A 16194-nucleotide genomic window follows, 5' to 3' on the forward strand; every position below is an offset into this window, starting at 1 on the left:
ATGTATTTATGGAAGCAAAATTTTCGCCCCGTGTAAAAGATGTTATCTCATATAGCAGAGAGGAGGCACTGCGTCTCGGGCATGATTATATAGGAACAGAACATCTGTTGCTGGGTTTAATTCGTGATGGTGATGGTGTTGCAATTAAACTATTAAGAGGATTAAATGTGGATACCGCGCGTTTGCGCAGGGCAGTAGAAGATGCCGTGAAAGGCACTACGGGCACTACAGTCAACATCGGCAGCATCCCTTTAACCAAACAGGCAGAAAAAGTATTGAAAATCACGTACTTGGAAGCCAAGATTTTCAAAAGTGATTTGATCGGAACAGAGCATTTGTTGTTGTCTATTTTACGGGATGAGGACAACATTGCTTCACAGATTTTAGCACAGTTTAATGTTAATTACGAAGTATTTAAAGCTGAAGTAGAAACCGGCAAACATGATGTAACCGATGAATTGCCGGGGTCATCTACCGGAGGCGATGATGATTTTCGTGATGAAGAATCATTTAGCCAGCCAAAAAAAGTGTCAGACATTAAATCAAAAACACCGGTTTTAGATAATTTTGGCCGTGATCTGACCAAAGCTGCCGAAGACGGAAAACTGGATCCAATTGTTGGCCGTGAAAAAGAGATAGAACGCGTTTCACAAATTTTATCCCGCCGGAAAAAAAATAATCCAATCTTAATTGGTGAGCCTGGCGTTGGGAAATCAGCCATTGCAGAAGGTTTGGCTTTGCGGATTGTTCAGCGTAAAGTATCGCGTGTACTTTTCAACAAACGCGTGGTAACTTTAGACCTGGCTTCATTGGTGGCCGGTACAAAATATCGTGGCCAGTTTGAGGAGCGCATGAAAGCTGTAATGAACGAATTGGAAAAATCCCCGGATGTAATCCTGTTTATTGATGAAATCCATACTATTGTTGGTGCGGGCGGTGCTTCCGGTTCGCTGGACGCTTCCAATATGTTTAAACCGGCTTTAGCCCGTGGTGAAATCCAATGCATTGGTGCTACAACTTTGGATGAATATCGCCAGTACATTGAAAAAGATGGTGCTTTAGACCGTCGTTTTCAAAAAGTAATGGTAGAACCAGCCACACCGGATGAAACCATTGAAATCCTGAATCGGATTAAAGACAAATATGAGGAGCATCACGGCGTAACTTATACAGACGAAGCTATTTTAGCATGTGTTTCGTTAACCTCTCGTTACATTACAGACCGTTTTTTACCAGACAAAGCTATTGATGCTTTAGACGAATCAGGTTCCCGCGTTCACTTGACCAATATCCATGTTCCGCAGGATATTCTGGACATTGAACAAAAGATCGAGCAGATTAAATTGGAAAAAAACAAAGTTGTCCGTAGTCAAAAGTATGAAGAAGCTGCAAAATTGCGTGATACTGAAAAACATTTGCTGGAAGAATTAGACCATGCAAAAGCAGCATGGGAAGCAGAAACAAAATCCAAACGTTACACCGTAACTGAAGATAATGTTGCAGAAGTTGTTTCGATGATGACTGGTATTCCGGTACAGCGTGTAGGCCAGGCTGATAGCCAGAAACTGCTGAACATGAGCGATAAAATCAGGGATAAAATCATTGGTCAGGATGATGCTATCAAGAAATTAACCAAAGCCATTCAGCGTACACGTGCCGGATTAAAAGATCCTAAAAAACCCATTGGTTCCTTTATCTTTTTAGGCCCAACCGGTGTTGGCAAAACAGAACTGGCCAAAGAATTAGCCCGCTTTATGTTCGATACGGAGGATTCTTTAATTCAGATCGATATGAGCGAATACATGGAAAAATTTGCAGTTTCCCGTTTGGTTGGTGCGCCTCCGGGATACGTAGGTTATGAAGAAGGCGGACAATTGACTGAAAAAGTCCGTCGGAAACCATATTCTGTTATTCTTTTGGACGAAATTGAAAAAGCGCATCCGGACGTATTCAATATTTTATTACAGGTTTTAGATGAAGGGCAGTTAACAGATTCTTTAGGCCGAAAAGTTGATTTCCGGAATGCGATCGTAATCATGACTTCTAACATCGGTGCCCGCCAGTTAAAAGATTTTGGTCAAGGCGTTGGTTTTACCACTTCAGCTAAAGTTGATCAGGCTGATGCACATTCCAGAGGTGTAATTGAAAACGCCTTAAAACGTGCTTTTGCACCGGAATTTTTGAATCGTATCGATGATGTAATTGTGTTTAATTCGCTTGGTAAAGATGAAATTTTCAGAATTATCGATATTGAATTAACTGCGCTGTTCAACCGTGTTCACGCTTTGGGTTATGAAGTGAAGTTAACTTTAGGTGCCAAAGAATTTATTGCAGATAAAGGTTATGATTCCCAGTTTGGTGCACGTCCGTTAAAAAGGGCTATCCAAAAATATCTGGAAGATCCGATTGCAGAAGAAATTTTAAAAGGCGAACTGGCGGAAGGTGCTTTGATGGAAGTTGATTACGACACAGAAAACAAGCAGATCACCATAAATGCAAAACCCGCTGAAGTAAGTGTTACGCCGGAAGAAGAACAAAAAGGCGAATAAAAAAAATCCTTGTTTCAATAAAAAGTCCCGATACTGTTTTTATCGGGACTTTTTTTATAGCTGAAATTTATGCCGTAAAAGAAGCATTATTCTTTTTCCATTTGATCGATAACGGGCTGTGTAACGCCGACGTTAGAAAATCCGCCATCATGAAAAAGATTTTGCATGGTAACCATTTTCGTTAAATCAGAAAATAAAGTAACCGTATAATCTGCGCATTGATCCGCATCAGCATTGCCCAGTGGCGACATTTTTTCTGCAAAATCAATAAAACCATTAAACCCTTTTATGCCGCCGCCGGCAGTAGTGCGCGTTGGCGACTGGCTGATCGTATTGATCCGCACATGTTTTTTCACCCCGTACTGGTAGCCAAAATTGCGGGCAATACTTTCCAGCATGGCTTTGGTGTCGGCCATTTCATCATAACCCGGGAAAATGCGCTGGGCAGCAATATAAGTTAAAGCCACCACAGAGCCCCATTCATTAATCATATCCTGTTTCATGGCAACCTGTAAAATCCGGTGCAACGACATGGCCGAAATATCCAGTGTTTTGTGCATAAAATCGTAGTTGGAATTAGTATAAGGGATGCTTTTCCGCACATTCAAACTCATGCCAACCGAATGTAAAATAAAATCTACACCACCGCCAAAATGTTCTTTGGTGCCTTCGAACAGGTTTTCTATATCCGCCGTAACCGTTACGTCAGCCGGGATTACGGGCGCATCGCAAGCTTCTGCCAGTTTGTTGATTTCGCCCATCCGCAAAGCAATCGGCGCATTGGTCAACACAATTTGTGCGCCTTCTTCCACACAGCGCAACGCCGTTTTCCAGGCGATTGATTTCTCATCCAAAGCACCGAAAATGATGCCTTTTTTACCTTGTAATAAATTATAAGCCATTTGATTTTGTTTAGCGCCTAAAAATAGAATTATTTATCGGTTAGGGCCGTTTTTAAATTTTATCCAATCCATTTTCGATGCTTCTTTTACTACCTTAAAAACAGGGAAACCGATGCTTCTTTTATCAGTATAAAATGCATACCAAATTTAAAGGCATAAAAGAAGCATTATAGATTTTTCCGGTATAAATTTAAAAAACGATTTAATTCAAAGTAGAAATTACGTGTTTAGCTATTCAATAATTCCCGCGCATTTTGCAGTGCACTTTCGCCGGGTTTGCTGCCGCTTAGCATTTTGGCAATTTCCAGAATGCGCTCTTCTTCCGTCAGTTTTTTGATTTTGGTGGAAGGGATTTTGCCTGTATCATTTTTATAAACCAAAAAGTGCGAAGAACCTTTGCTGGCAATTTGCGGCAAATGCGTAATTGTTACCACCTGCAAAAACTGCGATAATTGCTCCATCACCAAACCAACTTTATTGGCCACTTCGCCGGAAACGCCGGTATCAATTTCATCAAAAATAATGGTTGGCAACGCCGTATATCGTGAGATTAACGATTTGATACTCAGCATAACGCGCGAAAGTTCGCCGCCGGAAGCCACTTTGCTCATCTCGGCAAGTTTATGGCCTTTATTTGCCGAAAACAAGAAACGGACATGATCGATCCCGTTTTTATCAAATGCTTCTTTTACCGCTATATTATTCTCGATTTTTAAAATGGCCTGCGTCATATCCACCTCGGCCAGCGTTTTTAAAATTTGTTTTTCAATTTCCGGAATGGCTTTTTTTCGATCAGACGATAACTGAACCGCCATTTTTTGCAGCTCTGCGTTTTGTTTTTCGATCTGCTTTTGCAGCTTTTCAATCGCATCATCACCGGATTGAATAGTGTTCAGTTTGTTGGATAAATCTTCCTGAATCTGCAATAATTCTGCATTGCTGCTCACCCGATGCTTCTTTTGCAGGGTAAAAATTTGTGCCAGCCGGTCGCTTATTTTTTCACTTCGCGCTTCATCAACCTGCGTGGCTTGTTCCATATCTTCAATTTCGGCAATAATATCTTTCAGCTCAATGTTGATGCTTGCTAAACGGAGGTTCAGTTCTGCCGCTTTCGGATTATATTTTTCCAGGACCGAAAGCAGTTGCAATGATTCTTTAAACTGATTTAAAGCTGCGGATTCGCCATCCTGCAACAAATAATTAACGTTCAACAAACTGCGTTTAATTTCTTCGGCATTGTTTAAAGTGTATAATTCCTGCTCTAAACTTTCCTGCTCATCTTCAACCAGGTTTACTTTTTCCAGTTCATCAAACTGAAATTGCAGATAATCTTCTTCCTGTTTTGCTTTTTCACTTTCCTCAATCAGTTGTTGTAATTGGGCAGATGATTTTTTATAGGTAAAAAAAGCATTATGGTATTTTTCCAATAATTCGGGGTGATTGGTGATCGAATCGACCACCAGCAATTGAAACCCGGGATCATTGATTTCGGCCGTGGCGTGTTGCGAATGGATGTCGATCAGTTTTTCGCCAAGCTGTTTTAAGGCGGTTAAATTTACCGGCGTATCATTTACAAAAGCGCGGGATTTGCCATCCGCACTAATTTCACGGCGCAAAACCGTTTCGGCTTCGTAATCCAAATCGTTCTCTTCAAAATACTTTTTCAGTTGGAACCCTTCAATCCTGAAAATACCTTCGATCACACATTTTTTTTGCTGATTAAAAAAGTATTTGCTTTCTGCCCGCTGACCTAAAATTAAAGAAAGTGCACCCAGAATGATGGATTTTCCGGCACCTGTTTCGCCTGTGATAATATTCAAACCGGCATCCAGTTCAATATCCAGGTTATCAATCAGCGCATAATTGTTAATGGTCAACCTACTCAGCATAAATCTAAATTAAGAAAAACAAAATTAAGGATTCGGCTTGATTCAGGCTAAAAAAATTAGTTTCTCTGCAAAGCCTGGTATTTATTTCCGTTGGAAGGATCGGCTTTAATCAATATTTGATAAGCTTCTTCGCGCTCCTGCGGCGTGGCTTTGCTCAAAACCTGCAGCAGTTCATCGCTTTTGGCCGTGAAAAAAACCTGCGGTAAAAAAGCCCCGATCCGTTGCCGGTCTATTTGTGCGATGGATGGCAACGCGGCCACAATCGTTTTCAAACCTTGATCGGCATTGGTAGCCATCACATCCAAACCCAAACGATGGTAGGTATAGCTAAAATCACGCAGATTACTGTAAATGATATTGTTCAGGTTTTCGATCAGCCAGTAACGGTCATGATTATTGTCAAAAGCTTTCCAACCTTTGTAAGACGAAGTTTGTGCCGCGTTAACAATGTATTGCGCCCGTTCAAAATACGGATTGCCGCCGTGTTTAGAAAAAGAATCATAATCCAAACCAACAATCACGTAAGCATAAAAAGCTAAAAATGAACTTAAATTGCTCTGGAAAAGCTGATCGTTAAAATCCAGGATTTGGCCAGCGGTGTAAGTAAAATCAAAATCTTTATCGTTAATATTGATTAAAGTAGAGTTATAATTCGAGCCAAAAACCGGCCTGCTGGATTGCACCTGCACTTCGGCACTAAAAGCGCTTGCGCCGTCCCATTGTGTAATGTTGATCACAAAGTTGCAATCAATCCGTTCCTGCGGCAATAGCTGATCGGCACTCCATTTTTTTCCGTTCAAAAAATCTTTGACCGAACTTTCCAGTGCAATAAAAGCACTTCGGTTAGTGGTCTGGATTTTGGGCGAAAGCACCTGCACGCGCGCGTTTAAATCCTGCGCACACGAAAAATTATATGATAAAAACAGTATCAGGGCAAAACTTATAAACTTCATTTTTCAAGCAATTCAATTATTTTCCGGCAAATGTCGGCAGCAATTTCGGCTTTAGTTTTCAGGCCGGTTTCGGTTTTTTGCAGATTTTTATCAATCATTGTTACTTTGTTGGTATCGGTTTTGAAACCTGCCCCGGCATCGGCCAATGTATTTAAAACGATCAAATCCAGATTTTTACGCTGTAATTTATCCAAAGCATAACGTTCGCCGTTATTGGTTTCCAGCGCAAAGCCAACCAAAAGCTGGCCATGCTGTTTTTGTGCACCTAAAGTTTGCAAAATATCAAGGGTTGGTTTCAGTTCGATCAGCAGGTTTTGATCCTGTTTTTTCATTTTCTGATTGGCCACCACCTTCGGCGTAAAATCAGCGACGGCCGCATTCATGATACAAATACGTGCATCCGGAAAATAAGTTAAGCATTCTTGCAGCATTTCTTCCGCAGAAATTACATCAATACGTTTAATGTTTTTATGCCGGGTTTCCTGGCTGGACGGGCCGGCAATCAGTGTAACGTCTCCGCCGAGATTGGCCAATGCTTCCGCCAGCTTAAAACCCATTTTGCCTGAAGAATGATTGCCGATAAAACGCACCGGATCAATTGCTTCATAAGTTGGCCCGGCTGTAACTAAACATTTTTTACCCGATAAAAGAAGCATCCGGCCTAAAGTTTCGTTCAAAAAACCAACAATGGCAGCAGGTTCTTCCATGCGTCCTTCGCCAACCAAACCGCTGGCCAACTGGCCGTAAGCTGGTTTTATCAGGATATTTTGGTACGATAAAAGCTTTTGTAAATTGCTTTGGGTAGAAGCATGTTTCCACATGTCCAGATCCATGGCGGGCGCAAAATAAACCGGACATTTGGCCGAAAGATAAACCGCCGTAAGCAAATTATCGCAAAATCCGTTGGCCATTTTGGCCATTGTATTTGCAGTAACGGGCGCAATCAGCATTAAATCAGCCCACAAACCCAAATGCACATGGTTGTTCCATTCGCCGGTTTCGGGTTGATAATATTCTGCCAAAACCGGTTTTTTTGATAAAGTGGAAAGCGTTAGCGGCGTAATAAATTGCGTTGCGTCTTTCGTCATCACAACTTGCACATTTGCACCGGCTTCAATCAGCAGCCTGATCAATGGCGCGGTTTTATAACTGGCGATACTGCCGCAAACACCAAGCAAAATATTTTTACCGTTCAGCATCTTCAAAAGTAAATTTTATACTATAAAAAAAGCCTTCCCGAAAGGAGAAGGCTTTGAAAAACAAATTTTACGGGTTAAATTTCTTTGTTTTCTTTGGATGGGTTGCGATAATAAATTTTATCTTCCAAAAACTCCTGAACAGCAATCAGCGAAGGTTTTGGCATTTTTTCGTATTGCTTGCTGATCTCTATCTGCTCGCGGTTTTCAAAAACTTCTTCCAGATTATCGTTGGATGAAGTAAATTCCGATAATTTCTGGCCTAATTCTTCTTTAATATTATTAGAAATCTGATTTGCCCGTTTAGACATTACCACAATTGATTCATAAATATTATCGGTAGTTCTGTCCAGATCGCGCAAATCACGTGTAACCGTGCTGCTGGCCAAAGTAGGTTTTGTATTGCTCATTTTATGGGGTTTTAATATCTTCTGTAGCTTGTTTTTGTCGGCTTTTTTCCTGCTCTAATTGTTTTTTAAGTGCTTTCTGCTCATTATCAACATTGGCCAGATAACGTTTAACGTTTTGTATGCCCGATTCGCATTGCCGTTTGTAAGATTCTGCCTGTTTGGCATACTGGCTGGAAGGATATCGCTCGATAAACTCATTGTAAGCGGTAATTCCTTCACCATATCTTTCTTCCTGCTTTGTGTCCAGGCTGTTTTTAGCATACAAATATTGTGCTTCAATGGTCAGGTATTCCATTTCCTCAGTGTATTTACTGTCCGGAAAATCACGCATTGAATTTCTGAAAGCAATTACTGCCGATTTATAATCCCCGATAGTAAGATAAAGCTTTGCATTTGCATAAGATTTTGTTTCTAAACGATCGTGCAGGTTTTGAATCAGTTTGCTCGCCTCGGCAACGCGTGTACTTTTTGGGTATAAGTTGATGAACAACTGCAGCTTATCAATAGAAGCCAAAGTGTTGGTTTGATCTAAAGTATAATTTGGCGATTCCAGATAAGCACAATAAGCTGACATATACCTGCATTCTTCCGTGCGCGGACTATTTGGGTAAGTATCAGCAAAGTTTTTAAAATGATAACCTGCCGAAGTGTAATCCTTTAATTTATAGTTGGCAAAAGCGTAATAATAAAATAAATCTTCTGCTTCTGATCGGCCGCGATAACGCTGCACCAAATCATCAAACAAAGCCAATGCACGTGAATAATCTTTTTTATTATAGTATTTAACGCCTTCCTGGTATTTTTTGGTGTAATCGTTGCTCGCTTTTAATTTCTCGAACTTGCTTTTGCAGCTTGTAAAACAAATGGTAACAACAAGTAGTACAGTTAAAAATTTAGTTAGATAACAGTTTTTAAACATTTTGCAAAGATAAATTAATATTGTAGATCAGTCAATGTATTTATAAGCAATATTACATAGCGTATGTACAGCATGTCAAATAATTAACATTTATTAACGGTTGTTACAGATTTTGAATATCGATTAATTTGGTACAGGCTATTAGCGGATGCTTCTTTTAGCAATATAATTTTAGCGGTTTGTGTCACCTGTTTATAAAAAATAAATTATGTTTCAACAATTTTTAGGTGATAAAAGAAGCATGGAAAGTGAATTGAACAAAACCAAATACGCTTTATATGTTGAAGAATTTACGCTGATAAAAGAAGTACAACGTAAATTTTCTCTCTAATAATTAATAAGTTATAATTTAAAACGATTTATTTAGAAGGAAATATTTGCAGTAAAAAGCTATTTTTCTACTTTTGCGCCCTGCTTTGGTGGGGATGGTGATTGATTGAAAGGGTGGACAAAGGTTTGGCTTTAATTGGGCTTGAAAAGTTTAGAAAAGCCCCTTAAAAAAATAAAAAAAATATTTTTTGGAAATGTAAAAATGGTTTTTACCTTTGCAGTCCCAAACCGGGCGAGAAAATAAGACGGCCGTGTAGGGGGAAACAAAATGGGCGAAGGGCGATCCGGAGCTAACGAATGAAAAGATTGATTTAGCTGTAGCGATACAGATAGGGATATAAAAGTGCCAAACCGTGAGGCGGGGCGAACAAGTTCTTTTAAGATATATAACATGTAGCGTAGCGGGGGCCTGATTATTTGGGTCGTCGTTTGCAAAAAGAGGAAGGGTCTGGATATAGTAATTTACAGATCCTGTTTTAATGATTAATAAAGTAGGGTCAGCATTGAACAAAACATTTTACAATGGAGAGTTTGATCCTGGCTCAGGATGAACGCTAGCGGCAGGCCTAATACATGCAAGTCGGACGGGATTGGGGGCTTGCCCCCATGAGAGTGGCGCACGGGTGCGTAACACGTATGTAACCTACCTTTATCTGGGGGATAGCCTCTCGAAAGAGAGATTAACACCGCATAAAATCACAGCACGGCATTGTGCAATGATCAAATATTTATAGGATAGAGATGGGCATGCGGGACATTAGCTAGTTGGCGGGGTAACGGCCCACCAAGGCTACGATGTTTAGGGGATCTGAGAGGATGGCCCCCCACACTGGTACTGAGACACGGACCAGACTCCTACGGGAGGCAGCAGTAAGGAATATTGGTCAATGGGGGCAACCCTGAACCAGCCATGCCGCGTGCAGGAAGACGGTCCTATGGGTTGTAAACTGCTTTTATACCGGAATAAACCCCTTTACGTGTAGAGGGTTGAATGTACGGTAGGAATAAGGATCGGCTAACTCCGTGCCAGCAGCCGCGGTAATACGGAGGATCCAAGCGTTATCCGGATTTATTGGGTTTAAAGGGTGCGTAGGCGGCCTGTTAAGTCAGGGGTGAAAGACGGTGGCTCAACCATCGCAGTGCCTTTGATACTGACGGGCTTGAATGCAGCTGAGGTAGGCGGAATGTGACAAGTAGCGGTGAAATGCATAGATATGTCACAGAACACCAATTGCGAAGGCAGCTTACTAAAGTGTGATTGACGCTGAGGCACGAAAGCGTGGGGATCAAACAGGATTAGATACCCTGGTAGTCCACGCCCTAAACGATGAATACTCGATGTTAGCGATATACAGTTAGCGTCCAAGCGAAAGCGTTAAGTATTCCACCTGGGGAGTACGCCCGCAAGGGTGAAACTCAAAGGAATTGACGGGGGCCCGCACAAGCGGAGGAGCATGTGGTTTAATTCGATGATACGCGAGGAACCTTACCCGGGCTTGAAAGTTAGTGAATGTGGCAGAGACGCCACAGTCCTTCGGGACACGAAACTAGGTGCTGCATGGCTGTCGTCAGCTCGTGCCGTGAGGTGTTGGGTTAAGTCCCGCAACGAGCGCAACCCCTATGTTTAGTTGCCAGCACGTCAAGGTGGGGACTCTAAACAGACTGCCTGTGCAAACAGAGAGGAAGGAGGGGACGACGTCAAGTCATCATGGCCCTTACGTCCGGGGCTACACACGTGCTACAATGGGCAGTACAGCGGGCAGCTACCTGGCAACAGGATGCCAATCTCGTAAAGCTGTTCACAGTTCGGATCGGGGTCTGCAACTCGACCCCGTGAAGTTGGATTCGCTAGTAATCGCGTATCAGCAATGACGCGGTGAATACGTTCCCGGGCCTTGTACACACCGCCCGTCAAGCCATGGAAGCTGGGAGTACCTGAAGTACGTAACCGCAAGGAGCGTCCTAGGGTAAAATCGGTAACTGGGGCTAAGTCGTAACAAGGTAGCCGTACCGGAAGGTGCGGCTGGAATACCTCCTTTCTAGAGCAGGCCTTTCTTTGGGCGCAAACGGCCCGCTATGCACATGTATATTTCTTAAATCAAAAAAGAAAAAAAAGAAACCCAAAAAGACAGGCCACAGTGGCTGTAACCAATTTACCGGATACAGGATAAGCATTTGGCAGTTTAAAGGTAATCAGATAGACCAGTTAGCAGTTGGCAACAAAAGCTAACTAAAAACTGAACGCTGATGACTGACAACTCAATAGTCCCGTAGCTCAGTTTGGTTAGAGCACTACACTGATAATGTAGGGGTCAGCAGTTCAAATCTGCTCGGGACTACAAGAAAAGGCCAAAGGTTAAAGGCAGAAAGGCAAGGTAAAGAGGGTACTCTGAACCGAAGGCCCGGAACCTCTGACCGAAATCTTTTAGGGGGATTAGCTCAGCTGGCTAGAGCACCTGCCTTGCACGCAGGGGGTCAACGGTTCGAATCCGTTATTCTCCACGTTTACTTTGAAACGATGATCATATCTTATATACACTATATATGGGACAATAGGTTAGCGGAGTTAGGTAAAAAAGTTCTTTGACATATTGGAAGAAGATAATTGAAAGAGAAAACAACAGTAGGTGACTACTAAGTTTTAAGTAAGCAGTTATAAGTTTTAAGTAGGATAGATGTAAATCTTGATACTTGTTACCAATAACTTTGTACGAACAAACGGAGTACGAACCAAAAAAGCATACCATGCCGGGCAAAAGCGGCATGAGTAGAAGAAAGTAAGAAAGGGCACACGGGGGATGCCTTGGCTCTCAGAGGCGATGAAGGACGTGATAAGCTGCGATAAGCTGCGGGTATTAGCAAATATGAATTGATCCGCAGATTTCCGAATGGGGAAACCTAATATACTGAAGGTATATTGCATAAAGCGCAAACCTGCTGAACTGAAACATCTAAGTAAGCAGAGGAAGAGAAAACAATAGTGATTTCCTGAGTAGTGGCGAGCGAAAGGGAAGAAGCCCAAACCGGTCTTGTTACGGCAAGGCCGGGGTTGTAGGACCACAATATATTTGACAAAGTGAAGCAGAACCGGGTGGGAAACCGGGCCATAGGGCATGAGAGCTGCGTAAGCGTAAGCGATGTTGAATTAGTGGTATCCTGAGTACCGCGGGGTCGGAGACGCCCTGTGGGAAACTGCCAGCACCATCTGGTAAGGCTAAATACTCCTGAGAGACCGATAGTGAACCAGTACCGTGAGGGAAAGGTGAAAAGAACCCCGAACAGGGGAGTGAAATAGAACCTGAAACCGTGTGCTTACAAGCGGTCGGAGCGTACAGGTTGCGTGACGGCGTGCCTTTTGCATAATGAGCCTACGAGTTACTCTTCCCTGGCAAGGTTAAGTGGTTAAGCCACGCAGCCGAAGCGAAAGCGAGTCTGAACAGGGCGTATAGTCAGGGGAGGTAGACGCGAAACCTTGTGATCTACCCATGGACAGGTTGAAGGTGCCGTAACAGGTACTGGAGGACCGAACCGATAAACGTTGAAAAGTTTCCGGATGATTTGTGGGTAGGGGTGAAAGGCTAATCAAACTGGGAAATAGCTCGTACTCCCCGAAATGTTTTTAGGAACAGCGTCGTGGTAGAGTTTTATAGAGGTAGAGCTACTAATTGGGTGCGGGGGAGTCAAATCCTACCAAATCCAGATAAACTCCGAATGCTATAAAATATACACGGCAGTGAGGCTCTGGGTGCTAAGGTCCAGGGCCGAGAGGGAAAGAACCCAGACCATCAGCTAAGGCCCCTAAATATACACTAAGTTGAACTAACGAGGTCCGGTTGCACAGACAGCTAGGATGTTGGCTTGGAAGCAGCCATTCATTTAAAGAGTGCGTAACAGCTCACTAGTCGAGCGATCGGGCATGGATAATAAACGGGCATCAAGTGTATTGCCGAAGCTATGGATTTACGTTGAAAATATACGTGAGTGGTAGGGGAGCATTCTACGGTCGGTGAAGCAGGTACGTAAGTTACTGTGGAGAACGTAGAAAAGCAAATGTAGGCATAAGTAACGATAAGGCGGGAGAGAAACCCGCCCACCGAAAGACTAAGGTTTCCTGATCAACGCTAATCGGATCAGGGTTAGTCGGGGCCTAAGGTGAAGCCGAAGGGCGCAGCCGATGGACAACTGGTCAATATTCCAGTACTTTTTATAACTGCGATGCAGTGACGGAGTAGTGACACTACCGCGGACTGACGGAATAGTTCGTTAAAGGCCGTAGTTATAGGTCCTGTAGTCAAGTACGCAGGATTTGACGAAAGCTGATAGTACGGCAAACCTTCGGGGGCGCCGATAGCGTAGGTAAGCAGACTTCCAAGAAAACCTGCTAAGCTTCAGGTTATAAAAACCCGTACCGTAAACCGACACAGGTAGTCGAGGAGAGAATCCTAAGGTGCTCGAGTGAATCATGGCTAAGGAACTCGGCAAAATGGCCCTGTAACTTCGGGAGAAGGGGCGCTGACAGCAATGTCAGCCGCAGTGAAAAGGCCCAGGCGACTGTTTAACAAAAACACATGGCTTTGCAAAATCGAAAGATGACGTATAAGGTCTGACACCTGCCCGGTGCTGGAAGGTTAAGAGGGGATGTTAGTCGCAAGGCGAAGCATTGAATCGAAGCCCCAGTAAACGGCGGCCGTAACTATAACGGTCCTAAGGTAGCGAAATTCCTTGTCGGGTAAGTTCCGACCTGCACGAATGGTGTAACGATCTGGGCGCTGTCTCAGCCATGAGCTCGGTGAAATTGTGGTATCGGTGAAGACGCCGGTTACCCGCAACGGGACGGAAAGACCCCATGCACCTTCACTACAACTTAACATTGATATCGGGTACAGGATGTGTAGGATAGGTGGGAGGCTTTGAAGCGGTGTCGCCAGGCATCGTGGAGCCAACGTTGAAATACCACCCTTTCTGTATTTGGTGTCTAACCCTGCATAGCGGGGGACATTGTTTGGCGGGTAGTTTGACTGGGGTGGTCGCCTCCAAAAGAGTAACGGAGGCTTTCAAAGGTAAGCTCAATACGCTTGGTAACCGTATGCGGAGTGCAATAGCATAAGCTTGCTTGACTGTGAGGCAGACAAGCCGAGCAGGGTCGAAAGACGGATATAGTGATCCGGTGGTTCTGCATGGAAGGGCCATCGCTCAAAGGATAAAAGGTACGCTGGGGATAACAGGCTGATCTCCCCCAAGAGCTCATATCGACGGGGAGGTTTGGCACCTCGATGTCGGCTCGTCACATCCTGGGGCTGGAGAAGGTCCCAAGGGTTGAGCTGTTCGCTCATTAAAGTGGCACGCGAGCTGGGTTCAGAACGTCGCGAGACAGTTCGGTCCCTATCTGTTGTGGGCGCAGGAAGTTTGAGTGGGGCTGACCTTAGTACGAGAGGACCGGGTTGGACTAACCTCTGGTGAATCTGTTATGCCGCCAGGTGTACTGCAGAGTAGCTACGTTGGGGATAGATAAGCGCTGAAAGCATCTAAGTGCGAAACTAGCCACAAGATGAGACTTCCATTGAGGGCCGTGGCAGACGACCACGTTGATAGGGTACAGGTGTAAAGGTGGCGACACCATAGCCAAGTATTACTAATAGCCCGAAGCTTTCTCATAGCAGGTAATCATGTCGCAAGACAAATTAACATACTGTTGTTTTCCCTACAATATCTTCTTTCAATAATATGTCATTGTTGAGTTACTGAAAAGACTGAAGACATAAGACCAGTGACATGTCCCTGCTCCTGAAACTCCGATCTAAGTTTCAAACCAACATTAAAAATATTCAGGTGCCTATATCGGCGGTGTCCACCTCTTCCCATTCCGAACAGAGAAGTTAAGCCCGCCAGAGCCGATGGTACTGCCGTAAAAGGTGGGAGAGTAGGTCGGTGCCAAAACCTTTTATTATAAAAAGCCCTTTGTCCACAAGACAAAGGGCTTTTTCGTTCCTGGCAAAAACCACAACACGCCTTTTGAGGCCAACGTATCCATGTCTGCGGTAAGGTGCACCGGGATGTCGCCAAATGGCCCAGTCAACTTCATTCGTCTCTTGAAAAATGTAGGTTTTTTATTTAAAATTTATAATGACACTAAATTTTAGATAGTAAAAGAAGCATTACACTTTTTCTGATATAAAGTTAATTCTTTAAAGTTTTGTTGTGAACTATATGCAATGTGAATGTAAACTTTATCGATTGTATCTATTATTACACTTTAAGGTTAATTATACATTAGTTGAATGCTTCGGTTAGGATGAAAGAGTAATTCTACATTGATTATAAAGCAGGCACATACAGATTTTTTTATGGTGTAACATTTTCTGTAGCATATTAAGTATCTTATTGTTATGTTAGTGATCCTTGATTGCTCAGCTAAATAAAGCACTTTACCCTTTACCACGAAAAGTGGTTTCTGCTTATGTTTTCAATTAACTTAGGCCAGCGTAAGGTAAAGCAAGACTAGTTTATTTTTTACCGTCAGCATACTTAAATTTGAACGACCCTTATTGGATTCAAAAGCAATCTATTTAAATTCAGTGTCTTATTGCTTTCTCTTTTGTTGACATATTTCTAAAGTTACGCCTTTCCATCAAATCTTTTTTTATTAAGAGTTAGGACTTCAGTTTAAATCTTGGCTAAGAGGCAATGATAAATATTGTATCAAAGTATGTTTAAAGTTTTATTGATAAGTTGACAATGCTTCTTTTATCGACTTAAAATTTGAAAAGCAAGATTTATGGTTATAAAATAATCACCGTGATTTTTTCGGCATAAATTTAAACAACTTCTGAGATATTGAGAATCTGAAATAATTGATGAATGCAACGACAACCCAGTGCAAATTCTGTGGAAATAAAAAAGCAGTTGTGATTCCTGTTTCACAACTGCCTGATTTACAAGCTCCCGAAGCTGGGCTCGAACCAGCGACCCTCTGATTAACAGTCAGATGCTCTAACCAGCTGAGCTATTCGGGAATGAGATTATTTGTTAGAGTGGTGCAAAAGTAT

General features: G+C 42.8%; 8 protein-coding genes, 3 tRNA genes and 3 rRNA genes. 7 read left to right on the forward strand and 7 right to left on the reverse strand.

The window, feature by feature from the left end:
• Nucleotides 1-8 precede the first annotated feature (8 nt).
• On the forward strand, nt 9-2549 hold the full coding sequence (locus ACOFKR_RS03560) for an ATP-dependent Clp protease ATP-binding subunit (protein WP_419802660.1): 2541 nt from the start codon (nt 9-11) through the stop codon (nt 2547-2549).
• Nucleotides 2550-2635: 86 nt separating this feature from the next.
• On the opposite strand, the gene ACOFKR_RS03565 is transcribed toward ACOFKR_RS03560, so the two are convergent.
• From ACOFKR_RS03565 to ACOFKR_RS03590, 6 genes are all read right to left on the reverse strand, one after another.
• Nucleotides 2636-3451: an enoyl-ACP reductase FabI gene (locus tag ACOFKR_RS03565; protein WP_419802661.1), complete on the reverse strand. Its 816-nt coding sequence runs from the start codon at nt 3449-3451 to the stop codon at nt 2636-2638.
• A gap of 227 nt (nt 3452-3678) precedes the next feature.
• A complete protein-coding gene (gene recN / locus ACOFKR_RS03570; RefSeq protein WP_419802662.1) occupies nt 3679-5340 on the reverse strand; it encodes a DNA repair protein RecN in 1662 nt (553 codons plus the stop codon).
• A 56-nt stretch (nt 5341-5396) separates the two neighbouring features.
• Nucleotides 5397-6293, reverse strand: a complete 897-nt coding sequence (locus ACOFKR_RS03575) for a DUF4835 family protein (RefSeq protein WP_419802663.1) — start codon at nt 6291-6293, stop codon at nt 5397-5399.
• Nucleotides 6290-7492: a bifunctional phosphopantothenoylcysteine decarboxylase/phosphopantothenate--cysteine ligase CoaBC gene (gene coaBC / locus ACOFKR_RS03580; protein WP_419802664.1), complete on the reverse strand. Its 1203-nt coding sequence runs from the start codon at nt 7490-7492 to the stop codon at nt 6290-6292. The genes ACOFKR_RS03575 and coaBC overlap by 4 nt, the downstream gene beginning before the upstream one ends.
• 74 nt (nt 7493-7566) lie before the next feature.
• The gene (locus ACOFKR_RS03585; RefSeq protein ID WP_419802665.1) at nt 7567-7899 is read right to left on the reverse strand and encodes a DNA-directed RNA polymerase subunit omega; all 333 of its coding nucleotides are present in this window, start codon (nt 7897-7899) and stop codon (nt 7567-7569) included.
• Nucleotide 7900: 1 nt separating this feature from the next.
• The gene (locus ACOFKR_RS03590) at nt 7901-8818 is read right to left on the reverse strand and encodes an outer membrane protein assembly factor BamD (RefSeq protein ID WP_419802666.1); all 918 of its coding nucleotides are present in this window, start codon (nt 8816-8818) and stop codon (nt 7901-7903) included.
• A gap of 208 nt (nt 8819-9026) precedes the next feature.
• Here ACOFKR_RS03590 and ACOFKR_RS03595 point away from each other — a divergent pair, with 208 nt between their 5' ends.
• From ACOFKR_RS03595 to rrf, 6 genes are all read left to right on the forward strand, one after another.
• Entirely contained in the window at nt 9027-9149 is a 123-nt protein-coding gene (locus ACOFKR_RS03595) for a hypothetical protein (RefSeq protein WP_419802667.1), read from the forward strand.
• Between the two features lie 518 nt (nt 9150-9667).
• Nucleotides 9668-11187, forward strand: a 16S ribosomal RNA gene (locus ACOFKR_RS03600).
• 225 nt (nt 11188-11412) lie between these two features.
• Nucleotides 11413-11487: transfer RNA gene (locus ACOFKR_RS03605), tRNA-Ile, on the forward strand.
• An 89-nt stretch (nt 11488-11576) separates the two neighbouring features.
• Nucleotides 11577-11650, forward strand: a tRNA-Ala gene (locus tag ACOFKR_RS03610).
• 269 nt (nt 11651-11919) lie between these two features.
• Nucleotides 11920-14803: ribosomal RNA gene (locus ACOFKR_RS03615) — 23S ribosomal RNA — on the forward strand.
• Between the two features lie 170 nt (nt 14804-14973).
• Nucleotides 14974-15085, forward strand: a 5S ribosomal RNA gene (gene rrf, locus ACOFKR_RS03620).
• Together the 16S, 23S and 5S rRNA genes with 2 tRNA genes alongside form the textbook arrangement of a ribosomal RNA operon.
• Before the next feature lie 1002 nt (nt 15086-16087).
• Here the strand turns inward: rrf and ACOFKR_RS03625 are convergent.
• Nucleotides 16088-16161, reverse strand: a tRNA-Asn gene (locus ACOFKR_RS03625).
• Between the last annotated feature and the right edge of the window lie 33 nt (nt 16162-16194).

Source organism: Mucilaginibacter sp. (assembly GCF_965201005.1).
GTDB lineage: Bacteria > Bacteroidota > Bacteroidia > Sphingobacteriales > Sphingobacteriaceae > Mucilaginibacter_A.